This is a genomic window from Telluria sp. PB2R4 (assembly GCF_059685695.1).
In genome coordinates, this window is the sequence record NZ_JCASIC010000010.1 from 16,277 (window position 1) to 42,042 (window position 25,766).

General features: G+C 65.6%; 21 protein-coding genes and 1 tRNA gene. 8 read left to right on the forward strand and 14 right to left on the reverse strand.

The features are described from left to right. Positions 1-11: 11 nt before the first annotated feature. From AC56LU_RS16610 to AC56LU_RS16625, 4 genes are read right to left on the reverse strand one after another with little or no spacing between them, the layout of a single operon-like run. Complete coding sequence (locus tag AC56LU_RS16610; protein WP_497176721.1) at positions 12-2,234, reverse strand: xanthine dehydrogenase family protein molybdopterin-binding subunit; 2,223 nt, start codon at positions 2,232-2,234, stop codon at positions 12-14. Positions 2,235-2,243: 9 nt separating this feature from the next. Continuing rightward, positions 2,244-2,702 (reverse strand): (2Fe-2S)-binding protein, encoded by a 459-nt coding sequence (locus AC56LU_RS16615; RefSeq protein ID WP_497176722.1) that lies wholly within the window; start codon positions 2,700-2,702, stop codon positions 2,244-2,246. 36 nt (positions 2,703-2,738) lie between these two features. Next, positions 2,739-3,458 (reverse strand): DsbC family protein, encoded by a 720-nt coding sequence (locus AC56LU_RS16620; RefSeq protein WP_497176723.1) that lies wholly within the window; start codon positions 3,456-3,458, stop codon positions 2,739-2,741. Positions 3,459-3,475: 17 nt separating this feature from the next. After that, positions 3,476-4,702 carry an FAD-dependent monooxygenase gene (locus AC56LU_RS16625; protein WP_497176724.1) on the reverse strand — a complete coding sequence of 409 codons (1,227 nt, stop codon included), beginning with the start codon at positions 4,700-4,702 and terminating at the stop codon, positions 3,476-3,478. A 90-nt stretch (positions 4,703-4,792) separates the two neighbouring features. On the opposite strand from AC56LU_RS16625, the gene AC56LU_RS16630 reads away from it, so the two are divergent. Next, positions 4,793-4,868, forward strand: a tRNA-Phe gene (locus AC56LU_RS16630). 54 nt (positions 4,869-4,922) lie between these two features. Continuing rightward, positions 4,923-5,261, forward strand: coding sequence for a zinc ribbon domain-containing protein YjdM (locus tag AC56LU_RS16635; protein WP_497176725.1), 339 nt, complete (start codon positions 4,923-4,925; stop codon positions 5,259-5,261). Positions 5,262-5,264: 3 nt separating this feature from the next. On the opposite strand, the gene AC56LU_RS16640 is transcribed toward AC56LU_RS16635, so the two are convergent. From AC56LU_RS16640 to AC56LU_RS16655, 4 genes are read right to left on the reverse strand one after another with little or no spacing between them, the layout of a single operon-like run. Further along, positions 5,265-8,273: a bifunctional diguanylate cyclase/phosphodiesterase gene (locus AC56LU_RS16640; protein ID WP_497176726.1), complete on the reverse strand. Its 3,009-nt coding sequence runs from the start codon at positions 8,271-8,273 to the stop codon at positions 5,265-5,267. Between the two features lie 32 nt (positions 8,274-8,305). Further along, positions 8,306-9,955, reverse strand: a complete 1,650-nt coding sequence (locus AC56LU_RS16645; protein ID WP_497176727.1) for a M28 family metallopeptidase — start codon at positions 9,953-9,955, stop codon at positions 8,306-8,308. Between the two features lie 34 nt (positions 9,956-9,989). Beyond that, positions 9,990-11,582 carry an AbgT family transporter gene (locus tag AC56LU_RS16650; RefSeq protein ID WP_497176728.1) on the reverse strand — a complete coding sequence of 531 codons (1,593 nt, stop codon included), beginning with the start codon at positions 11,580-11,582 and terminating at the stop codon, positions 9,990-9,992. Positions 11,583-11,625: 43 nt separating this feature from the next. Further along, the gene (locus tag AC56LU_RS16655; RefSeq protein ID WP_497176729.1) at positions 11,626-12,165 is read right to left on the reverse strand and encodes a hypothetical protein; all 540 of its coding nucleotides are present in this window, start codon (positions 12,163-12,165) and stop codon (positions 11,626-11,628) included. Positions 12,166-12,404: 239 nt separating this feature from the next. Between AC56LU_RS16655 and AC56LU_RS16660 the strand changes: the two genes are divergently transcribed. Together AC56LU_RS16660 and AC56LU_RS16665 are read left to right on the forward strand one after the other, a co-directional pair. Next, complete coding sequence (locus AC56LU_RS16660) at positions 12,405-12,860, forward strand: fasciclin domain-containing protein (protein ID WP_497176730.1); 456 nt, start codon at positions 12,405-12,407, stop codon at positions 12,858-12,860. Positions 12,861-12,970: 110 nt separating this feature from the next. Continuing rightward, entirely contained in the window at positions 12,971-13,342 is a 372-nt protein-coding gene (locus AC56LU_RS16665; RefSeq protein ID WP_497176731.1) for a VOC family protein, read from the forward strand. A gap of 68 nt (positions 13,343-13,410) precedes the next feature. Here AC56LU_RS16665 and AC56LU_RS16670 read toward each other — a convergent pair whose 3' ends face one another. The 3 genes from AC56LU_RS16670 to AC56LU_RS16680 form a co-directional block, all read right to left on the reverse strand. Further along, positions 13,411-15,471 (reverse strand): M13 family metallopeptidase, encoded by a 2,061-nt coding sequence (locus tag AC56LU_RS16670; protein ID WP_497176732.1) that lies wholly within the window; start codon positions 15,469-15,471, stop codon positions 13,411-13,413. A gap of 139 nt (positions 15,472-15,610) precedes the next feature. After that, positions 15,611-16,762, reverse strand: a complete 1,152-nt coding sequence (locus AC56LU_RS16675; RefSeq protein ID WP_497176733.1) for a branched-chain amino acid ABC transporter substrate-binding protein — start codon at positions 16,760-16,762, stop codon at positions 15,611-15,613. 92 nt (positions 16,763-16,854) lie between these two features. Continuing rightward, a complete protein-coding gene (locus tag AC56LU_RS16680) occupies positions 16,855-17,742 on the reverse strand; it encodes a class I SAM-dependent methyltransferase (protein ID WP_497176734.1) in 888 nt (295 codons plus the stop codon). Between the two features lie 224 nt (positions 17,743-17,966). On the opposite strand from AC56LU_RS16680, the gene AC56LU_RS16685 reads away from it, so the two are divergent. Continuing rightward, positions 17,967-18,476 (forward strand): host attachment protein, encoded by a 510-nt coding sequence (locus AC56LU_RS16685; protein ID WP_497176735.1) that lies wholly within the window; start codon positions 17,967-17,969, stop codon positions 18,474-18,476. Positions 18,477-18,525: 49 nt separating this feature from the next. On the opposite strand, the gene AC56LU_RS16690 is transcribed toward AC56LU_RS16685, so the two are convergent. Then, positions 18,526-19,851: a GGDEF domain-containing protein gene (locus AC56LU_RS16690; RefSeq protein WP_497176736.1), complete on the reverse strand. Its 1,326-nt coding sequence runs from the start codon at positions 19,849-19,851 to the stop codon at positions 18,526-18,528. A gap of 163 nt (positions 19,852-20,014) precedes the next feature. Here AC56LU_RS16690 and AC56LU_RS16695 point away from each other — a divergent pair, with 163 nt between their 5' ends. The 3 genes from AC56LU_RS16695 (at position 20,015) to uvsE (ending at position 23,880) form a co-directional block, all read left to right on the forward strand. Next, entirely contained in the window at positions 20,015-21,841 is a 1,827-nt protein-coding gene (locus tag AC56LU_RS16695) for a tetratricopeptide repeat protein (RefSeq protein WP_497176737.1), read from the forward strand. Positions 21,842-22,022: 181 nt separating this feature from the next. Next, positions 22,023-22,919 carry a CAP domain-containing protein gene (locus AC56LU_RS16700; RefSeq protein ID WP_497176738.1) on the forward strand — a complete coding sequence of 299 codons (897 nt, stop codon included), beginning with the start codon at positions 22,023-22,025 and terminating at the stop codon, positions 22,917-22,919. A gap of 70 nt (positions 22,920-22,989) precedes the next feature. Further along, on the forward strand, positions 22,990-23,880 hold the full coding sequence (gene uvsE, locus AC56LU_RS16705) for a UV DNA damage repair endonuclease UvsE (RefSeq protein WP_497176739.1): 891 nt from the start codon (positions 22,990-22,992) through the stop codon (positions 23,878-23,880). On the opposite strand, the gene AC56LU_RS16710 is transcribed toward uvsE, so the two are convergent. Beyond that, positions 23,877-24,566, reverse strand: coding sequence for an alpha/beta fold hydrolase (locus AC56LU_RS16710; RefSeq protein ID WP_497176740.1), 690 nt, complete (start codon positions 24,564-24,566; stop codon positions 23,877-23,879). The genes uvsE and AC56LU_RS16710 overlap by 4 nt on opposite strands. Positions 24,567-24,608: 42 nt before the next feature. Beyond that, complete coding sequence (gene epsC / locus AC56LU_RS16715) at positions 24,609-25,526, reverse strand: serine O-acetyltransferase EpsC (RefSeq protein WP_497176741.1); 918 nt, start codon at positions 25,524-25,526, stop codon at positions 24,609-24,611. Positions 25,527-25,766 lie beyond the last annotated feature (240 nt).

The window sequence follows — 25,766 nt, forward strand, 5'->3', positions numbered from 1 at the left end:
CGACATTCCGTTCAGGCCGTGGCCAGGTCGAAGGGCAGCTTGCGCAGGCGCTTGCCGGTCAGCCTGAACAAGGCATTGGCAAAGGCCGGCGCCAGCGGCGGCAGGCCCGGCTCGCCGATGCCGGTCGGCCGGTCGTTCGATGGAACGATGTGCACTTCGACCCGGGGCATGTCAGTCATGCGTGCCACCGTATAGTCGCCGAAGTTCTGCTGCTCGACGACGCCATCCTTGAGGGTGATGGCGGCCCCGGGCAGCGTCATGCCCAGGCCCATCAGCGCCGCGCCCTGGATCTGCGCCTCGATGGTGAGCGGGTTGACGGCCATATTGCAATGCACGCCGGCCACCGCACGGTGCAGCTTGGGCACCCCGTCGACCACCGAGGCCTCGACCACGTAGGCAACCACGGTGCCGAAGGATTCGTGCACGGCCACGCCCCAGGCGCGGTCTTTCGGCAGGGTCTTCTTGCCGTAGGCGGATTTGGCGACCGCCAGGTCCAGTGCCGCGTGATGGCGCTTGTGCTTCGGATCGATCAGGCGCTTGCGGTAGGCTACCGGGTCTTCGCCGCTGAGGTGGGCGGCTTCGTCGATCAGGGTTTCCATCACGAAGGCGGTGTGGGTCGAGCCCACCGAGCGCCACCACAGCACCGGGACATTGGCCTTGGCGATGTGCGCACTCAGGTTCATCGGCACGTCGTAGGGCGCGCCCATTCCTTCGACCATGGTGCCGTCCACGCCCCCCTTGATCATGAAGGCCTCGAACGGGGTGCCGGCGGCGATCGACTGGCCGACGATGACATGGTCCCAGCTGAGGATATTCCCCATCGGTTCCAGGCCGATCTCGGCGCGGTGCACGTGCGAGGGGCGGTAGTAGCCGCCTTTGATGTCGTCCTCGCGGCTCCAGACCAGCTTCACCGGACCGACATGCCCTGCCGCCCTCCAGGCCTTGGCGATATTGACCGCCTCGACCACGTAGTCCGACGTCGGTACGGCGCGCCGCCCGAAGCCGCCGCCCGCCATCATCGTGTGCAGGGTCACCTGTGCGGGCTTCAGGCCCGCCGCGGCCGCTGCCGCGGCCTGGTCGGCGGTCTGGAACTGGGAGCCGACCCACAAGGTGCAGGAATCACTCTTCAAGTCGACGGTGCAGTTGATCGGCTCCATAGGCGCGTGCGCGAGGTAGGGGAATTCATAGACCGCCGAGATCGTTTTCGTCGCGCTGCCCGGCGTGAGCACCTCGGCCTTGCGCGCGACTGCGCCGCGGGTCTTGGACAGCGCGACGAATTCGGCCAGCTGCGCCGCGCTGCTGGTCTTGTCCAGGCCATCGGTGTTCCACTCGACCTGCAACAGGTCGCGGCCCTGTTTCGCCGGCCAGTAGCCGTCGGCGATCACGGCGATGCCGCGGCCGCCCCGGTCGAGCGGCACTTCCAGCACGTCGATCACGCCGCGCACGGCTTTCGCCTTGGACGCGTCGAACCTTGCCACCCTGGCGCCGAACACCGGCGGATGTGCCACCACGGCGACGGCAGGCTTGGCGCCTTCGGGCTTGAAGTCGATGCCGAACTGCTGGCGGCCGCTGGACTTGGCGCGCGCGTCGAGACGCCGCACCGGCTTGCCGATATAGCGGAACTGCTTCGGCTCTTTCAGCACGACAGCCTTGGGTACGGGCAGCTTCATCGCGGCCTCGGCCAGCGCACCGTAGGTCGCCTTCTGCCCGGCCGGCCCGGTCACCACGCCGCGCGCGGTGCGGCATTGCTCGGGACCGACATTCCACTGCGCCGCGGCAGCCGCGACCAGCATCGCGCGGGCGGCGGCGCCGACTTCGCGGTAGCGCGCGAACGAGTTCGGGACGGAGCTCGAGCCGCCAGTCATTTGCATGCCGAAACCCGCATCCTTGTAGACGTCGGCCGCCGGCGCCAGTTCGGCCCGCATTTGCGTCCAGTCGGCATCGAGCTCCTCGGCGATCAGCATCGGCAAGGCGGTGTGCACGCCCTGGCCGAATTCGAGGCGGTTGACCATGACGGTGACGGTATTGTCCGGCGCCACGCGCAGGAAGGCGTTCGGCGCTTCGACCACCCTGGGAGGGACACTGGCCATCGCCAGGCGTCCGCCCGCCGGCAGCAGGAATCCCAGCACCAGCCCGCCGGTCGCGCCGGCGCCGGCCTTCAGGAATCCGCGGCGGGAGGCAAGGCCGTCCTTGAGCACAGCCGCTGCTGCGCCATTCAACCATTCAGTACGCATGCGGCCTCCTCAGGCGAGGGTCTCGGCGGCATCCTTGATGGCCGCGCGGATCCGTTGGTAGGTACCGCAGCGGCAGATGTTGCCGCTCATCGCATTGTCGATGTCGGCATCGAGGGGGCGCTTGTTGGTGCGCAGCAGGGCCACGGCGCTCATCACCTGTCCGCTCTGGCAGTAGCCGCACTGCGGCACGTCGTGCTTGACCCACGCATCCTGCACCGCCTTGCCGACCTTGTCGTTCTCCATCGCTTCGATGGTGGTGATCTTCATGCCCTGCGCGCTCGATATCGGCGTGACGCAGGAGCGGATCGGGTTGCCGTCCAGGTGCACGGTGCAGGCGCCGCACAGCGCCGCGCCGCAACCGAACTTGGTGCCGGTCATGTCGAGCTTGTCGCGCAAGGCCCACAGGATGGGCGTGCCGGGGTCGGCGTCGACCTGGAGGTCGCGCCCGTTGATGTTCAAGGTGACCATGTACTGCTCCCTGTCTGGACTACGTAATTGTTGTTTTTACTTCAACGACTGCAGCTTGGTTTCCAGTCCCTTCAGGTCGATCGCGCCCGGAATGCGGGAACCGTCGCTGAAGAAGATGGCCGGCGTGCCCTGGATACGCAACTTCTGGCCGAGGGCCACCACCTGCTCGTTCGGCGATTCGCAAGCGGCGGGTGCGGCAGGCGGCAGCTTGTTATTGATCATCCAGTCGTCCCAGGCCTTGATGCGGTCCGGCGCGCACCAGATGTTCTTCGACTTCACGAACGAATCCTCGGACAGGATGTTGTACATGAACGTGTAGATGGTGACGTTGTCGATTTCCTTGAGCGTGGTCTGGCGCAGGCGCTTGCAGTAGCCGCAGTTCGGGTCTTCGAACACGGCGATGACGCGCTTGCCGTTGCCCTTGACCTGTTTCAGCGCCATCTCGAGCGGCAGGTCGCTGAACTTGATCTTGTTGACCTCGTCGACGCGGGCGCGGGTCAGGTTGGTCGAGGTCTTGGTATCGTAGACGTGACCGATGAACAGGTAGTCGCCCTTCTTGTCCGTGTACAGGATATCGCCGGCGACCCGCACTTCGTACAGGCCGCTGTAAGGCGTCTCGCGGATCGATTCGATCTTGGCGCCGCCCAGGCGCGGCTCTAGCGCCTTCTTGATGGTGGCTTCGGTGGTGTTCTGCGCTTCCACGCAGGATGCAAGCAGGCCCGTCGCCAGCAGGACGGCGACCTTGGTTTTCAACATGACAAATCCCTAAAAATTTACTTGCCCATCGCATGCGCCATCAGGCGACGCTTTACCGAAGGCAATTTATTGAGCAAGTTTAATCCGAAATTGCGCACCACGCGTACCGGTTCGAGGTTGGCGCCGAACAAACGCTCCAGTCCGTCGGTTGCCCATTGCATGAGCAGCACGTCTTCCTTGCGCTTGCGCGCATAGCGCGCCAGCACGCGCTCGTCGGCGATGCCGCGCCGGTCTTCACGGTCGCGCAACACCTCGAGCAGGTCGACGATGTCGCCGAAGCCCAGGTTCATGCCATGGCCGGCCAGCGGATGCACGGCGTGGGCGGCGTCGCCCACCAGCGCCACCCGCGGCGCCACCAGCGAATGCGGGCGCACCAGCGCCAGCGGCACCGCCTTGACTGCTTCCGGCTGCAGCGGGCGCAGGGGGCCGAGTTTTTCATCGGCGTATTCGGCCAGGCGGATCGCCATTTCGCCGAGCGACTCGTCCATCAGGGTATCGGCCAGGGTTTCCGGGGCCGACCACACCAGCGAGACGCGGTTGCCCGGCAGCGGCAGCAGCGCGATGATGCCGTCGGCGCAGGTGAACCATTGGTAGGCCACGCCGTGGTGCGGCTTGTCACAGGCAAAGTTGGTGACGATGGCGCGCTGGTGGTACATGCGGTAATCGACGCCGATGTCGCATTGGCCGCGCACCCAGGATTCGCGGCCGTCGGCGCCGACCACCAGTTCGCAGGCGATTTTCGTGCCGTCTTCGAGCAGCACCGCCGCACCCGATTCGCTGCAGGTGAGGTCGCAGGCGCAGCCGGATACCAGCTGGACGTTGGCGGCGAACTTGAGCGCCGCATCCAGCGCACCGTTCAGGTTGCTGTCCTCGACGATCCAGGCCAGCGTGCCGACATGGGCGCCGAAGGCGTCGAAACCGAGCTTGCCGCCCTGCTGGCCGTCGCCATTGATATCCATCGCGTCGACCGCCTGCACCCGGGCCAGGTCGAGGGCGCCCCAGACCTTGAGCGAAGCCAGCAGGTCATGCGCCGTGTGGTTCAGGGCGTAGACGCGCACGTCCCAAGGCCTGTCGGCGGCGGACGAGGTCGGGTTGCCCGACCCGTCCGGTGCCGGGCGCGATGGCGGCACCAGCAGGGTGACGCTATACCCCGACTGGGCGAAACCGAGGGCGGCGGTCTTGGCGATGGCGCCATTGCCGACGATGCAGACGTCGCTGCGGTGCTGGGCGGTGGTGGTAGTCATGAAACACATTATAGCGAGATGTCAACTGTGCATCCGCGCGCAAGAGGGCTTGCGCGGATGAAAATCGCTGGCTATAATCATGCCTCTCTTGGCCTGGTAGCTCAGTTGGTAGAGCAGAGGATTGAAAATCCTTGTGTCGGTGGTTCGATTCCGCCCCGGGCCACCAAGAATAAAGAAAACGCCACCCTCGGGTGGCGTTTTTGCTTTCAAAGGTCTTTTCATGCATACCCTGCCACCCTGCCCCCAATGCCAGTCCACCTACACCTATGAGGACGGAGCCGGCCAGTACGTCTGCCCCGAATGCGCGCACGAGTGGCCGGTGCAGGCCGCGGCGCTTGACGCGGCCCGGGTCTGGCGCGATGCTTCCGGCAATGTTCTGCAGGATGGCGATACGGTCACCGTCATCAAGGACCTGAAACCGAAAGGCTCGGGCGGCGTGATCAAGCAGGGCACCAAGGTCAAGAACATCCGCCTGGTCGACGCCGACCACGACATCGACTGCAAGATCGACGGTTTCGGCGCCATGAGCCTCAAATCCGAGTTCGTGCGCAAGGCTTGAGGGTCAGGCGCCGAGGCGCACCTCGATGCGCTCGATCACCCGGTGCACGTCTTCGGGCGGCACTGGCGGGCTGAAAAAATATCCCTGACCGATGTGGCAGTCATGGGCGAGCAGCCAGTTCATCTGCTCCCTGGTTTCCACGCCTTCGGCCACGATGGTCATCTTCAAGGCGATCCCCATGGCGACAATGGCCTGGGTAAGCTTTTCGGCGTTCGCGTCCTGCAACATGCTCCGGGTGAAGGACTGGTCGATCTTCAGGCACTGCAGAGGCAGATGGCGCAGGTAACTCAGCGAAGAAAAGCCGGTGCCGAAATCGTCCAGCGAGGTGGAGATGCCTGCTTCGTTCAGTTCCCGTAACACGTTCCGGGTGTCATCGAGCTGGCGCATGAAACAGGATTCGGTCACCTCGATTTCCAGGGCGTCCGGCGGTACCCCGTATTCGTCCAGCAGGTCGGACAGGTAGCCGACCAGGTTCGGCGACAGGATGTCGGCAATCGACAGGTTGACCGCGATCGGCAGCCGGGCCTGGCCGCCGGCGCGCCAGCGCGCCTGTTCCGCGATAGCGCTGCGCATGACCCAGCGGTCGATGCGAATGATCTGGTCACTGTGCTCGGCGATCGGAATGAAGGCGCCGGGGCTGTTTTGTCCCCGGGTCGGATGGTTCCATCGCACCAGTGCTTCCAGGCCGACCACCTTGCGGCTGATGAGATCCACCTTGGGCTGGAACACCAGCGACAGCTGGTCGCCCTCCACCGCTTCGTCGAGGTCGCGTTCCAGCAGGTAGTGGTCGCGCTGGTTCGCCGCCATCGCCAGTTCGAACACCACGCTGCGGCTGCGGCCCTCGGATTTGGCCTGGTACAGGGCCAGGTCCGCATGCCGCAGCAGCTCGCTGACCGTACGGCCATGACCGGGCGGGATGGCAATTCCCACCGAAATACCCAAGCGAAATTGTTGCCCTAGAATGTCAAACGGCGTCGCGATCGCCTGGTGCAGGCGCTCGGCAAAGGTCAGTGCCGTGGCGGCATTCGGATGCGGGATCTGCAACAGCAGCATGAATTCGTCGCCGCCCAGGCGTGCCAGCAGGTCGAAGTCCCGCATCACCGCCTTCAGCCTGGAACCCAATTGCTGCAGCACCAGGTCACCGGTCTCGTGACCATAGGTATCATTGATCTTCTTGAAATGATCCAGGTCCAGCAACATCAGTGCGGTGTTGTATTCGCCGTCTTCCAGGCGCCGCGACACCTCGTCCTCCATGGCGCGCCGGTTATACAGACCGGTGAGATGGTCATGGTGGGCCCGGTAGTGCAAGGTTTCCTGCATTTTCCGGTTGACCTGCAGCTTGTTCACTTCGCTCAGGATTCGCAGCAGGTTCTGCAGCGCTTCCGCATCCGTCGGCAGCCAGGGATCCGAATGGCCCCGCACCGACTGCTGCCACTTAGCAAAGGACCGCCGCGGCTCCAGGCGTACACGCCCGTTCGGCAGGGGGACGATGTCCTTGACGGGTTCGCCGCCCCAGCACACTTGCTGCACCACTTCCTGCCGGGTCACGAAGCAAAAAATGATGTCCTCGTCATGCCGTTGCGCCAGCAACAGTCCCGCCGCTTCGGGCTGGAAGGCCAGCGCGCGTTTTTTCGAGGTCAACAGGTCGTCCCACATGGCGACCTGCGGGCTGAGGTTCCCAGGATCCAGCCGAGCCCCGACTTCGTCGAGTATCTGGTGCGTGGAGCCCTGCCGCTTTCCCGGTCCTCCGATGCAGGCGAGCGTGCCGATCTGCACGCCCAAGGCGCTCGCATTGAATGCCGGGAGCAACCTGGGCATCCAAGATTCCAGCAGGTTGGGGATATCGCCCTCCTGGATCAGCGCCTGGTGAAACTCGCTCAGCAACCGGTCCAGCGCCAGGCGATGGCGCACCGCTTCGAGGTTGGACAGCGCCTCGATGCGCATGTTGGCGATTTCCGCCAGCAGTTCGGACAACTGCCGCATGCCTTCCCTGATCTGGTACGGCGGCGTCCTGGGCTGGTGGTGATGGCAGGCGATCAGTCCCCAAAGCTTGCCGTCGCACACGATGGACAGGGTCATCGTGGCGCGCACGCCCATATTGCGCAGGTAGACTAGGTGCACCTCGGACAGGCCGCGCAACATGCAGTGGCTCTGGTCGAGCACGGTTCCATCCGGCAGGACAGGCGGCACCAGCGCATCCATCGCGGCTTCGACATCGGCGAGCACGCGCAGCTTGTTGGTGAGATACAGCTCGCGCGCCTGGCTGGGAATGTCGGATGCCGGGAAGCGCAAGCCCAGGTATTTCTGCTGGTAGCCCCTGGCGGTATGCTCGGCGACGACCTCTCCGCAGCCATCGGGGAGAAAGCGGTAGATCATCACCCGGTCGAAGGCGCTGACTTCCTGGACGACCTTCACGCATTCGCGAAAGAAATCGTCGAGTCCTTCGGCGCGGCGCAAGCGGGCAATCACTTCAGCGAAACCGGCAACGATCTGGGTCTGGCGCCGCAATTCGTCGCCGTTGCCGTTCACGGGCAGCCACTCGAGCACGGCCACGTCTCCGGTGCGGTGACCGAGGCATTCCCAGTGCAGGGGAGAGACCTGTTCCCGGGTGAGACCGGTTCGCTCGAAGCGGGGGCGCCAGGGCAAGGCTACCGGGGGCAATGGAGGCAGCGCTGCGACATCGAGCGCATCCGGCCCGTCCACGGCAAGGATCCAGTCGGACAAGGGCCTGGAGATCAGCGCATGCGCATCCGGCAAGCCCGGCCAATGATGCACGATTCCTGCGGAGACTTGCACGATGCAGCGGCTCGCCAGGTCCACCACCATCAGGAAGCCGTAGGACTGCACGGTGCCCAGCAGATGGATCGGCTCCTGTGCACAGGATTGCTCCAGCTCCACCGGAATGGTGTCGTCGCGCACACCGGGACCCATGTTCCCTAGCCCTTCCAGACATGCCGGCCTGAGCATGTCTACATCGAACGCAATAGAAATTAGGACCTGCGGCAGGGCCATTGGTTCCGGCCTGCCGCAGCTAGCGCCCTCTCTTACTTGCGCTCGGCGGCGGACTTGTCGCGCGTCACGCGGAATTCCGAATCGCGCGCCCAGTTCGGCCAGGCGGTCGAATTGGCCAGCTCGGAACCGAGCGCGTACAGCAGTTCCAGGTCGCGCGCCATGCCCGTGAAGGTCCAGGCCGGGTCGAATTCGTCCGACGGCTGGTGGTAATTCTTTTCGGTGTAGGCCGCTTCATCCGCCAGACCGGCCTGGGTGCCGCCCTCGACCCAGTCCTTGCCCGAACCGAAGGACAGCGCCGGCACGCCGCGCTTGGCGAAGGGGAAGTGATCGGAACGGAAGAAGTAGCCCGCTTCCGGCTTCGGATCCGGCGAGTAGCGCATGTCCCAGGTCTTGGCCTTGGCCACCAGGCGGTCCAGCAGCTCGAATTTGGCGCTGCCCGAGATGTTGAAGTCGCGGGAGGGACCGCGCGGGTTGAGCGCATCCATATTGATCACGCCCACCGTCGAGGCCAGCGGATACAGCGGGTTGGACGCATAGTATTCGGAGCCGAGCAGGCCCTTCTCTTCCGCGGTCACCGCCAGGAACACCACGCTCCGTTGCGGCGCCGGCTGCTTGGCGTACGCGCGCGCCAGTTCCAGCATCGCGGCAATGCCGGTCGCGTTGTCGACCGCGCCGTTATAGATCTTGTCGCCGGTGGCGTCAGGCTGGCCGACGCCGAGGTGGTCCCAGTGGCCGCTATAGATCACGACCTGCTTCGGCTGCTTGCTGCCTTCGCGGATCGCGACCACGTTCTTCGACTTGATGACCTGGGAATCCATCGCGTAATCGGCCGACAGCTTGACGCCTTTCAACTCGACCGGCTTAAAGGCGCGCGTCTGGGACTGCTTCTTGAGCGCCTCGAAATCCAGGCCGGCCGCGGTGAACATGGCGACCGCGAGATCGCGCTGGATCCAGGCTTCCATCGGCGCGTGCGACTTGCGCGGCTCCTTGCGCACCACGTCGTACATGACGTTGGTATTCGAGTTCTGCACCGTCGGCCAGCCGTAGGAGGCGGGCGCGGTCTCGTGCACGATGATGGTGCCGAGCGCGCCGCGCCGCGCCATTTCTTCGTACTTATAGGTCCAGCGGCCATAATAAGTCATGGCCTTGCCGCCGAACTCGCCCTGCCCGGTCTCGAAATCCGGATCGTTGATCAGGACCACCGCCAGCTTGCCCTTCAGGTCCATGCCCTTGAAGTCATCCCATTTGCGCTCGGGCGCGGTAACGCCGTAGCCGACGAAGACCAGCGGCGCATTCTTGAACGAGACGCGCTCCAGGCCGCTCATCGAGGCGCGCACGGCCATGTCCGGCCCCTGCTTCAGTTCACGGCTGCTGCCGCCCTCGGTCAGGGTCAGCTTGACCGGCCCCTTGATTTCGAAACGGCCGAGCGGCACGTCCTGGGTCCAGGCGCGTTTGCCCCCGGCCAGATCGCCGCCCGGCTGCAGGCCGGCAGCCTTGAATTGCTGGATCAGGTAGTCGACCGTTTTGGTCTCACCCGCGGTGTTCGGGCCGCGGCCCTCGAATTCGTCCGAGGACAATACTTTCACGTCCTGCGCCAGGCGCTTGGGATCGAATTTAGGCGCGTCGGCCGCATGCGCGTTGAGCGCGGCAAGGCCCATCAGGACCAGCGTAGCGTGTTTCAAGGCAGTCTCCATCGTCGTAATGAATGCAACATGGTTACGGTAGCACAGGCTGCGCTGCCGGATAGGTATAAGTGGAACCGATACCCAGCGGGATGTCGAGCGCCCAGAAGCCGAGCAGGAAGGAGGTCCACAGCACCAGCATCGCGACCGAATAGGGCAGCATCAAGGCAATCAGGGTGCCGATGCCGGTTGTCTGCACGTATTTTCGGCAAAACACGATAATCAGGGGGAAGTAAGGCAGCAGCGGGGTGATGATATTGGTCGAGGAATCGCCCACACGGTAGGCCGCCTGGGTGAAGTCCGGCGACACGCCCAGCTCCATCAGCATCGGCACCATCACCGAGCCGATCAACGCCCACTTCGCGGAAGCCGAGCCGACGAACAGGTTGACCGTCGCCGTCAGCAACACGATGCCCGCCAGCGTGACGGCCATCGGGAAGGCCATCTCCTTCAGCCACAGGGCGCCCTTGATCGCGATCAGGGCGCCCAGGTTGGACTGGCCGAATGCAAAGATGAACAGCGCACAGAAGAAAGCCATGACGATGTAGTAGCCCATGCCGCTCATGGCATGGCTCATGCCCTTGACGATGTCGCGGTGGTTCTTTACCGTGCCGGCGACGTAGCCGTACACCACGCCCGGAATCAGGAAGAAGATGAAGATGAGCGGGACGATCGATTGCATCAGGGGCGCCGACGCATGCGTGATCTGGCGCGTGTCCGGCGCCCGCCAGGCCGAGCCTTCCGGCACGATCGACCACACCAGCAGCGCCAGGCTGGCGACCATCGCGATGCCGGCCCAGCGCAGTCCCTTGTGTTCGTTGGGCTGCAGGGCATCCATCTTGGGCAAGTCTGCCGGATCGGCGTCGATGGCCGCCGTCTTTTGCAGGCGCGGCTCGATGACTTTGTCGGTCAGGAACCAGCCGACGGACACCACCAGGAACAGCGATGCCGTCGTGAAGTAGAAATTATTCAGGGGATTGATGACGATCGAGGCGGCAGCCGGATCGGACGACAGCCGCGCCGCGACCTGGGTCAGGCCGGACAGCAAGGGATCCAGGCTGGAGGGCAGGAAGAAGGTTGCCGAGAAGCCGCCGGACACGCCGAAGAAAGCCGCGGCGATACCGGCCAGCGGGTGGCGTCCGGCGGCATAGAAGATGACGGCGCCCAGCGGGATGACCAGCACGTAGCCGGCATCGACGGCGATGTGGCTCAGCACGCCGACAGCGACCAGCACCGGCGTCAGCAACATCCTGGGCGTGATGGACAGGATCTTGCGCAGGCCGGCATTGATGAAGCCGGTGTATTCGGCCACGCCCAGTCCCAGCATCGCCACCAGCACCACGCCCAGGGGCGGGAAGGTGACGAAGGTATTGACCATGCGCGACGTGAAGTCGGTGAGCGCGGTTGGCGCCAGCAGGTTCTTGACCTGGATGGCCTGGCCCGAACGCGGATCGATTTCGGTAAACACCATGCCGGACATGGCCCACGAGGTGAGCCAGACCACGGCCAGCAGTAAGGCGAACAGGACCGCCGGATCGGGCAGCTTGTTGCCGACCACTTCGATCGCATTCAGGATTCGGTTCAGTGCGCCAGTTTTTCCGGCAGGTGCTTGCGTGTGTTCAGCCATGGAATACCCTTGTGTTCAGACGATAGATAAAGATTCGTGACGTTCAGCCGGCCACGCGCTTCAGCACGAATTCGGCGCGCGGCTTGTCATGCCTTTCCAGGCGATAGGTCAGCACGCTTCCATCCGGGCTGAAGCTGACCGTCCAGACATTGGTCTCGGCACCCGGCACGATCCTGGCCGTGTAGGCATCGGCGAGGAAGGCCTGGGAACGGGCCGATCCGCCCTCTTTCGCCATGCCACCGTACATGGTCACCGCATCCGGCGTGCCGTCCGTGTGGCGGTGGTCATGGCGCAGTTCCAGCCCCGCCGGCGTACGGGTGAATATCCAGGTGCGCGAGCGGTTCTCGCCGACCTGCACCGGCATGCGCACCCCTTCCGCCGAGCAGACGACCTGGGTCGAAATCTTCTTGCCGGCGAACTCGCTGTTCGGGTCGATCGCATATGACAGCCCGCCTTCGAAGCGCTGGCCGCACATGCTTTGCAGCGTGGCCATGAACCCGTCGCGGGTGTCGGCAGGAGCCGGCGTCGTGGTGCAGCCGGCAAGCAGGCAGGTGGCGGCGAGCGCGGAAAGCAGAAATCTCATGGTGCTCCCAGGTTGATTGGACAAACGTCAAGGGTAGCACAGCAGCTCAGCAGCAAAACCCCAACTTCTTCTTATCCCACCCCGGTTCAAAGTAAGTGCAGAGATCTGCTCAGATCCTTGCATGACACGCAGATGAACCGATAATAGCGGGACAAATAGCGTAAATCCATGGACAAGGCCAAAACAATTACCTAGATTGAGTATCGAACATCGGTTCACACCCAACAAAGGAGCTCGACATGAAGAAGATGGTACTCGGCGTAGCGATGGCACTTTCCCTGTCGGCAGCACAGGCGGCGGACATCGTGGATACGGCCAAGTCGGCCGGCAGTTTCAATACCCTGATCGCTGCCGTGCAGGCTGCCGGCCTGGTCGATACGCTCAAGGGCCCCGGCCCGTTCACCGTGTTCGCCCCGACGGACGAAGCCTTTGCCAAGATCCCGAAGGCCAAGCTCGATGCCTTGCTGAAAGACAAGGCCGCGCTGACCAAGGTCCTGACCTACCACGTGGTGCCGGGCAAGGTGATGGCCGCCAGCGTCAAGCCAGGCGCGGTCAAGACGGTCGAAGGCAGCAGCCTGATGGTCAGCGCCGAAGGCGGCACGGTGTCGGTGGACAAGGCCAAGGTCGTCAAGACCGACGTGGAAGCCGACAATGGCGTCATCCATGTCATCGATTCGGTGATCATGCCGAAGTAAGCGCGCCTCCCCCAGGCCGATGCCAGTCGCCCGCGACTGGCATTTTTCATGGCGTGCAGCCGCCGCGAGCGGATGCGATAATTGCCGCGTCCACAACCACGGAGAACGCCATGCCCCATATCGCCGGTATCGACCACGTGCAGGTTGCCATTCCCCCCGGCGCCGACGAGGCGGCGCGCGCCTTCTATGGCGGCGTGCTCGGCCTGACCGAGATTTCCAAGCCGGCCCCGCTGAACGCGTCCGGCGGCCTGTGGTTCCAGACCGGCGCGAGCCAGCTGCACATCGGCGGCCAGGCCGGCTTCGTACCGGCCAAGAAGGCGCATCCGGCCTTTGTCATCGCGGATTTCGATGCGTATTGCGTTCTCCTGCGCGAACGCGGGGTCGAGGTGCGGGAGGAAGCCCAGGTCTATGGGCGGCGCCGCGCGGGCATCGAAGATCCGTTCGGCAACCGTGTCGAACTCATCGAAGCCGCAGGCGCCTGAAAAGAAACGGCGCACCCAAAGAAAACGCCACCTGGAAGGTGGCGTTTGCATGTCGGACGGCGCTCGTCTTACCAGAAGATCACTCGATCCTTCGGCTCCAGGTACATCTTGTCGCCCTGCTTGACGCCGAAGGCCTCGTAGAAGCCCGGGTGGTTGCGCAGGCTGCCGTTCACGCGGTATTCCGACGGCGAGTGCGGGTCGGACTTGACCTGCGAGATCAGCGCCGCGTCGCGCGCCTTGCCCTTGCGTGCCTGCGACAAGCCCATGAACAGGCGCTGTTCGGCGGTGAAGCCGTCGATCACCGGGCCCGGCTTGCCCTTCAGGTAGATCTGGTAGGCGCGGCTGGCCATGATGGCGCCGGCATTGTCGGCGATGTTCTCACCCAGGGTCAGCTCGCCGTTCAGGTTGTAGCCCGGCAGCGGGCTGTAGCCGGCGTATTGCGCCACCAGCACCTTGCCGCGCGCCGCGAACTGCTTCGCGTCTTCTTCGGTCCACCAGTTGCGCAGGTTGCCGTCACCGTCGTACTGCGAGCCCTTGTCGTCGAAAGCGTGGCTGATTTCGTGGCCGATCGAGATGCCGACCGAGCCGTAGTTGACGGCCGGTTCGGCGTTCGCGTCGTACAGCGGGTATTGCAGGCGCGCCGCCGGGAACACGACCTCGTTCAGCGTCGGGCTGTAATAGGCGTTGACGGTCTGCGGCGACATGCTCCAGACACTGCGGTCGACCGGCTTGCCGAGACGGTTGATCATGTAGGCATGGCCGAACTCGCGCGAGCGCATCACGTTGCCGACCAGGTCGCCGCGCACGACCTTCAGTCCCGAGTAATCGCGCCACTTGTCCGGGTAGCCGATCTTGACGTTGATCTTGGAGAGCTTGACCTGCGCCTGCTTCTTGGTCTCCGGCGACATCCATTCCAGCTGCTCGATGCCTTCGCCGAAGGCGGTGATGAAGTTCTTCGCCATGTCCAGCACCTGCTGCTTGCGCTCGGGCGGGAAGTGCTGCGCCACGTAGGCCTTGCCCACCACTTCGCTCAGGTTGCGGTTGATCTCGGCGATCGCACGTTTCTCGACCGGGCGGTTGGCGGTGGCGCCGCCCAGCACGCCGCCGCGGAAGGCGAAGCCTTCATCCACGAAAGCCTGCGACAGGTAGGGGGCGTAGGAGCTCAGCAGGCGGAATTCGAAGTAGGACTTCCAGGTCTCGAGTGGGGTGGCGGCGATCAGCTTGTCCAGGGCAGCCACGTAGCTCGGCTGGCTGACGATGACGGCGTCGGCCTTGCCGGCCGCGCCCACGCCTTTGAGATAGGCGTCCCAGTCGATGCCGGGGGCCAGGCTGCGCAGCTGGGCCGGCGTGTGCTTGTTGTAGCGCTTGACCGGATCGCGGTTCTCGACCGCGCTCCACTGGGCGCGCGCGATGTCGGTCTCCAGCGCCACGATGCGCTCGGCCTTGGCGGCGGCGTCCTGGTGGCCGGCCAGCGTCAGCATCCGGGCGATGTGCTGCTGGTACTTGCCGCGGATGTCCTTCAGGCGCGCTTCGTCCTGCAGGTAATAGTCGCGGTTGGGCATGCCCAGGCCCGACTGCGAGATGCCGAGGATGTAGCGGGTCGAATCCCTGTTGTCCTGGCCAACGCCCATGCCCAGCGGGCCGCCGACATCGATGCGCTCGAAGTGCGCCATCAGCCCGGCCATGGCGCGCTTGTCCTTCAGCGCCTGGATGCGTTCCAGTTCCGCCTTCAAGGGAGCCAGCCCGAGTTCGTTGCGGCGTTTCTCGTCCACGTAGCTGGTGTAGAAGTCGCCCATCTTCTGGGCTTCCGAGCCGGCCCTGGCATCCTTCTGGGCCGCGGCGGCGCCGATGATGGCGCTGACCTGCTGTTCGACGCGCTCCTGCGCGATGCTGAAGGCGCTCCAGCTGGAACGGTCCGACGGGATGTCGACGTCCTTCAGCCATTTGCCCTGGGTGTAGCGGAAGAAATCGTCCTGCGCGCGCACGCTGCGGTCCATCGCGCCGACGTCGATGCCGGATGCGGCGCCGGCGACCGCCGCCGATGGGGCCGGGGCCGCCTCATGGGCGCCGGCTCCGGCCGCGACGACGAACAGCCCCGCGATCAGGGTGCTGCACAGTTGACGTTTCATGTCTCTCTCCAGATGTCCAGGTTGTTGGTGTTGGGAACCAAACGATCCTAAACGAACTGGAGGAGCAATGCCAAGGGCATTTTTGTATGCATGTTGTTTCAATAGCGCCCGTCAATACAGGCGCCCTGCCCTGCCGGGATCACTTGCCGCGCACCACCTGCAGCTTCACCTTCTTGCCCTGGCGGTAGGTGTACAGGGTCATCGCGGCGTCGCGCAAGTCTCCCTTGGGATCGAAGGCGATGCTGCCGGTCACGCCTTCATGCCGGATGGCCGCCAGCGCCGGCAGGAAGCGTGCGGGTTCGGTGGAGTTCGCTTTCTGCATCGCGGCCGCGAACACCATCACCGCGTCGTAGGCATAGGGGGCGTAGGTTTCGACCGGTGTGCCATAACGCTGGCGGAAGCGCTCGGTGAAGGCATGGAAGTTCGCTTCCTGGGCGCCGCTGACGCCGCCCGCGACGGCGCAGAACAGCTTGTCGTCGCCAAGCGCATCGCCGGCCAGCAGCGGCAGCTTTTCGGAACACACGCCGTCGCCGGCCACGAACCTGGCCGGCAGCCCCAGGGTTTTCATCTGCTTGAGCATGGGGCCGGCCACCGCATCCATGCCGCCATAAAAGACCACGTCCGGCCGCTGTCCACGGATCTGGGTGAGGATGGCGCTGAAGTCGGTTGCCTTATCGTGCGTGAACTGGCGGCTGACGATGGTGGCGCCGCCGCTGCTGCGCACTTCGCGCGCGAACTGGTCCGCTAGGCCTTGGCCGAAAGCGGTGCGGTCGTCGATCACGGCGATCCGCCTGGCCTTGAGCGTGCCGAGTGCATAGCGCGCCAGCGTACGCCCGATCAGCTCGTCGTTGGCCACCACGCGGAAGGCGGTCTTGTAGCCCTGGCTGGTGTACACCGGCGTGGTGGCGGCCGGCGAGATCTGCGGAATGCCGGCGCTGGCGTAGATCTTCGAGGCCGGCACGGTCGGCCCGGAATTCAGGTGGCCGACCACGGCCGCCACGCGCGCGTCGACCAGCTTCTGGGCCACCGCCGTTCCGGTCTTGGGGTCGCTGGCATCGTCTTCCGCCTGCAGCACCCACTTGATCTTCTTGCCGCCGATCGCGATGCCCTTCGCGTTCAGGTCGTCGATCGCCATGCGGGCGCCGTTTTCGATGTCCTTGCCCTGGTGGGCGCCGGGACCGGACAGCGGCGAGGCGGTGCCGATTTTTACTTCGGTCTGGGCGCTGGCCGATACGGTGGCCAACGCGCTGGCCAGCAGGAGGGTGGAAACGACGGCGGCGGCAAATCGCATGGCAAGCTTTCTCGGATGAATGCATCCGATTGTACTGCCGGGCCGGCCTGCCACCAACCGCCGCGCGTGCGCGGCGGTTGGTGGCATGGACGTCAATGCAGGACGTCCGGCGTGCGCTTGATGATGACGGCTTCGAGGTATTCCGCCGGCACCACCAGCGAATCGTCGCCGGCGATATTAGCGCCTGCGATCAGGGCCGTCAGGTCCTGCTCCAGGGCCTGCTGGCCGGCCGGGTCGAGCGCGGCGAAGGCCTTGTGCACCGGCCCGTAGAAGTCGCGGAACACCTGGATCATGTGCGCCGGCGACGCGTAGCGGAAGTTGAAGATCCTGGACTGGGCGCGGATGCTGGCCGCCTCGGCGCCAAACAGCTGGCGCAGATAGTCCGCCTTGCCCCACATGGCCGGCGACACCAGGCCGGCCGGGGGCGGCACATGGCGGCCGACCGTCTTGAACATCTGCCCGACGAAGCCTTCCGGGGTCCAGCTGGCAATGCCGATGCGGCCGCCGCCGCGCACCACGCGCAACATTTCGCCGGCGCAGCGCGCATGGTCGGGGGCGAACATCACCCCATAGGTCGACAGGGCGACGTCGAAGCTGCCGTCATGGAACGGCAGGGCCTCGGCGTCCGCTTCGCGGAAATCGATGGGCAAGCCTTCCGCGGCGGCGCGCGCGCGGCCCTTGTCGAGCAGGGCCGGCACATAGTCGGTCGAGGTCACGCGCGCGAAACGGCGCGCCGCGGCCAGCGTGGCATTGCCGTTGCCGGCGGCGATGTCGATGACGCGCTCGCCGGCGCGGATGTCGGCGGCTTCGGCAAGCGCTTCGCCGACGATCTGCAGCGTGACGCCGATGATGGCGAAGTCGCCGCTGGCCCAGGTGGCCTGCTGGCGCTGTTTGATCGCCGCGTAGTCGGGCGTGGCGCCCGGTGCGGCGGCCTCGGGCGGCGGGCGTGACGCGGGTGTGGAAGTGCTGGGTTGGCTCATGACAGTCTCCAAGGGAATCCCGGACGGGATCAGCTTTGACCAATCCGGCGCCAAAAAGATCATGTGTCCAGGTTGAGAACGGTGCGCACGGTAGGAAGGCGTCGGTGCGCCGGGTATCTGGAACCGAGGCTATACTCGGTCATAGCCAGATCGACAATGCGATCGTCGGTCCGCCACGCTGCGCGACCGACCCATACCAACGAACTATTTTGACAGGGGGTAGCATGCCAACAACCTGGATTCTTTCGGCCAACGCAGGCCGCGCGCGGGTATTTTCCGAGGCTGATCCGGCCAAGCCGTTGCAGGAAGTGGAAGACATGGTCAGTCCAGCCGCGCAACTGCGCACCACCGACACCGAGACCGACAGGCTCAGCCCAACAGCCGCAGCGGGCAGCCGCCACAGCATCGGCGGGAACGAGGGCGCCGGCATGGCCCACAACGCCAAGGCCGGGGCGCCCAACAAACTGTACCAGCCCGCGCAGACGCCCGACCAGCACGCAGCCGACCTGTTCGCAAAGGATGTCGCGACCTACCTGCTGAAGGCGCACAACGAGGGCCGCTTCCAGCAGCTGGTCATTTCCGCATCGCCGGATTTCCTGGGCGTCCTGCGCACCAAGCTCGATCCGCAGGTCCAGAAGCTGGTGACGTCCGAATTCAACAAGGACTACACGCACTCCAGCGCGCAGCAGCTGCGCGAACAGTTGCAGGCCCACCAGGCCAAAGCCGCCGAGTAAGCCGGCGCCGGATCGGCCCGAACGCCAGCTTCCGCTGGCGTTTTTTTTCTCACGCGCACTGCGCGCCGGTTTCCTCTGCACAAACCCTATTCCGCCCGCCCTGCTTCGCCGCGTACAGCATCGCGTCGGCGTGCAGGAACAAGTCGTTCTCGCTGCGGCACGCGGGATAGGCCGCGACCCCGCCACTGAACGAAAAATGGCGCACGTCGCCAGGTCCCACCTCGAAAGGAATCGCGCAGAACGCCTGGCGCATGGCATCCAGCCGGCGCCGGCCCTGTTCCTGGGTGCAATCCCAGAACACCACAACGAATTCCTCGCCGCCGAAACGGCTGAGCAGATCGCATTCACGCAGCTGCATCGCCAGGCTCAGCGACAGGCGCTTGATCACGATGTCGCCGAAGTGGTGCCCCCAGGTGTCATTGATGGTCTTGAACTTGTCGATGTCGATGATGCCGAAGGCCAGCCCACAGCCTTCCTGGGCCGCGCGGCGGATCAGGCCCTGCGTCTTGCGCTGCAGGCCGATCTTGTTGAGCAGGCCGGTGGCGCGGTCTTTCCCGATCAGGTCCTTGTTGATGCGGATCTTGTCGGCGCGGTTCACCAGCTGGGCTTCCAGCAGCCCCGGCTCGCCGGTGGCCAGCACGGCGTCGAAGCCGTCCGCCAGCGCGCGCCGGGCCAGGGCCGCATCCGGGCGACATTGCAGCAGGGCAATCTCACGCACCGGATCGGCCTCGATGTTCTTTTTCAGCACGCGCACGATGGCCTCGGTGCGCGCGTATTCGGCATCGGTCACCAGCACCAGGTCGGGCTGCAGTTCATTGACCCGCAGGTGCAGGGTCTGCGCCTCGGCATGGCGGATCACCTCCACACTGCGCTGCAGGAGCCCGGCGTCGTCCAGCCCGGCCGCCTCGCCCAGCACCACCATGCGTACCGGGTCGCCGCGCTTCTTCTGCATGAACAGGTTGAACAGCTTGTCGACGAACACGTCGTTGGCGATCGGCTTTTCGGCATAGGCCAGGCAGTTGCTGTCGACCAGGCGCTGCTGCAGCAGGAAACGGCTGCCCTGGCGCGCGCTCTGCAGGTAGACGTAGCTGTGGTCGCCCGGGAGCCGCTGCAGCAGTTCGCCCAGCATGAGGGTGCGGCGCCCGTCCGGCATGTCGGCCTGCATGTTGTGCAGGGCGTCGAGGTCGATCACGTACAGGTTGTCGCCGCCGTCGCCGGCCACGGCCTCGACGAAGCGCGACACGTCGTCGAAGAACAGGATGTCGAAGTCATACTTGTGGGCGTGCAGGAGCAGTTCGGCCCGGTTGTCCTTGATGAAGAAACTCTGCGACAACAGGAGGACATGATTCCTGTACAGGGGCATGGCTTGCGTCATGGTGTTTATTGCAGGAATCTCATTGTGTCGCTGTCCGCCGCAAAAGGCAAACCCTTTGGAAAAAATCAAAGAACTACTGGCACACATCGAACTTGCAGCGCCGGTCCGGCTCTAATCAAAACGCCGGTAGCGCCAGCAACCGGACAGCATCCGGGAGGGAAGGATGAAAACCAAGCGCATCCTCACAGTAGTGACGGCAACTGCGGGCGCCGCAGCACTCGCCGCCCTGGCTTCGGGCGATCCCGCTGCCGGCGCACGCGGCACGGACGCCGTGTCCTTCGATCCCCTGTTCGCCCAGGGCGCCGTCTGCACCCCGGCGCGCGCCGGCCGGCCGCCGCTGCTCGATCGCCTGGTGCTGGCGCAGGCCGAAACCGCGCCCTTCAAGCCGGGACAGGTCGCGCCACAGCAAGGCAAGGGCGCGGCCGACGGCGCCGCCCCTCCCCTGTACGCCAACCTCGGCAGCCTGCACGTCCCCGTCACGACCGCCAGCCGGCGCGCCCAGGCCTATTTCGACCAGGGCATGCGCCTGACCTTCTCCTTCAACCATGCCGAGGCGGCGCGCGCCTTCCGCGCCGCGCAGCAGCACGATCCGAACTGCGCCATGTGCTACTGGGGCGAAGCGCTGGTGCTGGGGCCCAACATCAATGCGCCGATGTTTCCGGAAGCCGGTGTCCCGGCCGCGGCTGCGGCTGCGAAAGCGCAGTCACTGGCCGGCAAGAGCACACCGCCCGAGCAGGCCCTGATCCGCGCGGTCGCGCGGCGCTACCTGCCCGCGCCTCCGGCGGACCGGACGCGCCTCGACCAAGCCTATGCCGAAGCGATGGGCGAAGCGGCGCGCGCCTTTCCCAACAACGACACCATCCAGGTGCTGTACGCGGAATCGCTGATGGACCTGTCGCCCTGGGATTACTGGCAGGCCGGCGGTACCGAACCCAAGAACCGCACCGCAGACCTGGTAGCCGCGCTCGAGCGGGTGCTGGAGCGCAATCCCAGCCATCCGGGCGCCGCCCACTACTATATCCATGCGGTCGAAGCGTCGAGCCATCCGGAACGGGCGCTGCCGGCGGCCAAGCTGCTGGCGCAACAAATCCCGGGCGCGGGACATGTCGTCCACATGCCTTCGCACATCTACTACCGGCTCGGCATGTACCGCGAGGCGCTGCAGTCGAACCGCGAGGCGATCGCCGTCGACGAACAGTACTTCGCGCGCTCACCGAGCGACCCGGTCTACCGCGGCGCCTATTATCCGCACAACATCCATTTCGTCATGGTGTCGGCCCTGATGGGCGGCGACGGGCGCACGGCGCTCGAGGCCGCCGGCAAGCTCGACAAGTCGATCAGCCCCGAGCTGCTGAAGGGTTTCCCCAGCCTGCAGCCCGTCAAGGCGGCGCCCTATTTCTCGCATGTCCAGTTCAGCTCGCCGGACACGCTGCTGGCCCTACCCAACCCCGGACCCGATGCCGTGCTGGTCAAGGCGATGTGGCACTATGCCCGGGCAGTCGGCTTCGCGCGCAAAGGCATGCAAGCCGAAGGCGCGCGCGAAATCGCGGCGCTCGAACGGATCGAGCGCACCGCCGACTTCAAGCCGATCGCCGAATGGAACATCCCGGCCCGCGAGATCGTGCAGACGGCGCGCGCGGTCGCCCGCGGCCGGCTGCTTGAAGCGCGCGGCAATGTGCCCGAAGCGATCGGCGCCTACCGCGAAGCGATCGCCGTGCAGGACGCCCTGCCCTATATGGAGCCGCCCTACTGGTACTACCCGGTCCGCCAGTCGCTGGGCGCGGCGCTGTTGCGCACCGGCCAGCTCGACGCCGCCGAGCAGGTGTTCCGCGACTCGCTGGCGCGTACGCCCAGCAACGGCTGGGCCTTGCGCGGCCTGGTCGAGGTCTACCAGAAGCGCGGCGACAAGCCCGCACTGGCGGCGGCGCGCAAGCGCTTCGAGACGACCTGGCTGGGCGCGCCGGAGGGGCCGCCGCTGATGCGCCTGTAGCGGCTTGTTACAGCAAGCTGCTTTGCAGGCCTCCAGCACACTGCTATAGTGGAAGTTCGCGCTACACGCGTCATTCTCGCTGTCCGGCCTCGTAAAACGCTGACCTCCCGGTCGGCGTTTTTGCTTTGGGACCGGCTTGGTTTCCTGTCAATTGATGATCTTGCTACCGACAATCTCGACCTTGCCATTCCGCTTACTTGCTGCGAGGCGCAACGCCTCGTCCGCCCTGCTTGCGCTGGCCGTCGCCTGGCCCGGCCTGGCGGCGGCGGTTCCGGTGCCGGCCTACGGCGCCGAGCAGCTCACCACGCTCGTCAATGCCTATCGCCTGGCTCCGGGCAGTTGCGCAGGCCGTGCCGCCGCGCCGGTCGCCGCGCTGGTGCAGCACCCGGCGCTGGCGCGCGTGCGCATCGGGCCCGGCACCTTCATCGAGCTGGCGCTGGAACACGCCGGCTATACCGCCGAGCGTGCCGTCATGGTCAGCGTCAATGGCCCGCACACCCCGGCGGAAGCGATGACGGTGCTGCAGGGAAAATATTGCAGCACACTGCTCGACACCCGCTTCTCGGCCGTCGGCAGCTACCGCGACGGCAATGAATGGACCGTGATCCTGGCCCGCGCCGCGCCGCCGTTGCCGTCCGAGTCCTTTCCGGACTGGCGCGAGGCCGGCAAGGCCATCCTGGCCAGCGTGAATGCAGCGCGCGCCAGCGCGCGCAGCTGCGGCAACCGGCAGTTCGCAGCGGCGCCACCGCTCAGCTGGAACCCACAACTGGGCGACGCCGCGCTGTCCCACAGCCGCGACATGGCGGCACGGCGCTATTTCGGCCACAAGGCCAAGGATGGCAGCATGCCGGCCGACCGCGCGACCCGCGCCGGCTATTTCTGGCAGCGGGTCGGCGAGAACATCGCCTTCGGCCAGAGCTCGCCGGACGAAGCCATGACCGGCTGGCTCGACAGCCCGGGACACTGCGCCAACATCATGAACCCCGGTTTTACCGAGATGGGAGCGGCCTACGGCGTGACGGCGGAAAAGCGCAGCGGCATCGTCTACTGGACCCAGGTGTTCGGCAAACCGCGCTGAAGCTAAGCGAACGCTCCACAGGACCTGGTTTGGTTAGACTGGTTGCCAGTGCACCAGAACCTAGGAAACCATGCAACCGAACCTCGGCCTCGTCTGCATCACCGTCTCGAAAGACGTCCGCTATCGCACCGTCACGCGCAAGCGCCTGCTCGAGCACAGCCTCGACGCCCAGCGCAGGCTGCTCGAAGCCCTGTACCGCGACAACATCCAGACCCTCGACAATGCGCTGCGCTATTGCGAAACCGAGGGCATTCGCCTGTACCGCCTGCCGTCCTCGATTTTTCCCTTCGCCGACGAAGACATCGGGCGCGAGGTGCTGGCACCCTTCGCCGCCACCCTGGCCCGCTCGGGCCGGCGCGCAATCGAACGGGGGTTGCGGCTGGTGATGCACCCGGACCAGTTCGTGGTGTTGAATTCGGATTCCGAAGGGGTGGTGGCGAACAGCGTCAAGATCCTGCAAATGCACGCCGACATCATGGACCTGCTCGAGCAGCCGCGCTCGCCCTGGGCCCTGCTCGAGATCCACGGCGGCAAGGGCAATCGCGCCGATGCACTGGTCGAGCGCATCGCCAGCTTGCCGGAGGCGATCCGCTGCCGCCTGGGACTGGAGAACGACGAATATGCCTATGGCGCCGACGAGATCCACGCGATCTGCATGCGCGCCGGCGTGCCGATGGTGTTCGACGCCCACCACCACGTGGTGCACGACAAGCTGTCGAGCTACGAGGATCCCAGCGTGGGCGCCATGCTCTTGAAGGCACGTGAAACCTGGGCCAATCCGGCACATCAGCTGGTGCACATCTCGAACGGCCGCGCAGGCTTCAACGACCGCCAGCATTCCGACCTGATCGAGACCATGCCCTCGTGCTACCTGGCCGCGCCCTACATCGAGATCGAGGCAAAGCTCAAGGAAGAAGCGATCCGCGGCCTGCGTGCCTGGTCGGCCTCGGCGCCTAGCTAAAGAACCTTGTCGAGCCAGGGTTCGACCACCGCGAGCAGCGCCTGCGGCGCCTCGATCGGCAGCATGTGGCCGCTGTCCTCGACGACGGCCAGCTCGGCGCCGGCGATCCCGGCCTGCATCTCCTCGGATTCCTCGCGCGAACGCAGCCGGTCCTGTTCCGCCGCGACGATCAGGGTCGGGCAGCGGATTCCGTGCAAGCGCTCAAGGTCGCCGGCGCGCACGATCGACGACTGCCGCCGGAACACCTCGCCGCCCAGGCGCACACCCATCGCGCGCACGCGTTCGATCAGCGCCTCGTTGCCGGCCTGTTTCGGGTGCAGCGAGGTGGCGATGGCGGTCCTGCTCAAGCCCGAGAACGAGACCGAGGCCGCAGCCTTGCCGACCGTGCCGCGGCTCTGCCGCAGCGAGGGCGTATCGGGACGGGTGGACGTGGCGATCAGTACCAGCGCGCGCACCCGCTCGGGCGCCAGGCGCGCGATCTCGCGGGCGACGTAGCCTCCCATCGAGAAGCCGACCAGGATGAAGCTGCAGGGTGCGTTGGCGAGCGCGCGGCCGGCCATCGCTTCGATGGAGGCATCGTGGCGCAGGTCCGCGTGCGTCGCCGGGCCGAACCTGGCGAGCGAAGGGAGCACGTCGTCCCAGAGTGTTTCGTCGGCCATGTAGCCGGGTATGAGCAGGATGGACATCGCGCCATGATAACAAAGGCGCCCCGGGCGCTGCTGAGCCTGTCAGGTGTTCCGAGACTGTGCCTGCGACACGTTGCTGCCCGGCGGGACGCTCTGCGTCAGCCAGACGTTGCCGCCGATGGTGGATCCGGCGCCCACCGTGATGCGTCCGAGCACCGTGGCCCCGGCGTAGATGACCACGTCGTCCTCGACGATCGGGTGGCGCGGCGCACCTTTCACCAGCGCGCCGCCGGCATCCACCGGGAAGCGCTTGGCGCCCAGGGTCACCGCCTGGTACAGGCGCACGCGCTCGCCGATGATGGCGGTCTCGCCGATGACGACGCCGGTGCCGTGGTCGATGAAAAAGCTGCCGCCGATGTGCGCCGCCGGATGGATGTCGATGCCGGTCAGCGAATGGCCGATGTCGGCGACGATGCGCGCCAGGAAGGGCACGCCGAGGCGGTGCAGGCAGTGCGCCAGCCGGTGGTACAGGATGGCGATGGTGCCGGGATAGCACAGCATGATCTCGGCTACCGAACTGGCCGCCGGGTCGCCCGCGAGCGCGGCCTGCACGTCCGACACCAGCAGCGCGCGGATGGCCGGTAGGCCGGCGGCGAACTCGCGCGTGAGCGCCTGCGCGCGCTCCGACAGAAGCGCCTCGTTCGCCTCCTCGAACTGGGGAGTAAAGCGCAGCGCACGCCGCACCTGTCCCACCAGCCGGTCGAGCGTGACGTTGAGGGTGTCGCCGACGAAGTAGTCGATGCTTTCGTCGTTCAGGTCGGGGCGTCCGTAGTGGGTCGGGAACAGCGCCGCCGAAACACCGTGGACAACCTGACCGAGGACCTCGCGCGAAGGCAGTTCGCGCACGCGCCCCTGGTGACGGATGTTGTGGGTCGATTCGCGCGAAGTGCGCAGCGCGTCGATGATGGGGCCCAGGTGCCAGTGCACGGAGCCGGAAGAGGTCGGGAAGTCGCTGTTCATGTGCCGAGCCTAACCGTTTTGGCCGCGCCGGAGAACGATTTACATCACAAATCGGTAGTTGCAAACCGTTTTGAACCATTGGCCGCGCATACCTTGATCGGCTTCATTACTTCTGGTCTACATTTTGCTTTATGGTAATGGACTGCGCCCTGACACCAGGAATCGCAGCATCGACATGCATGCGGCTGCCCCACCCCAGGGCAGGCCGCACCAGCATGAAGCCCATCATCCACACCGGGA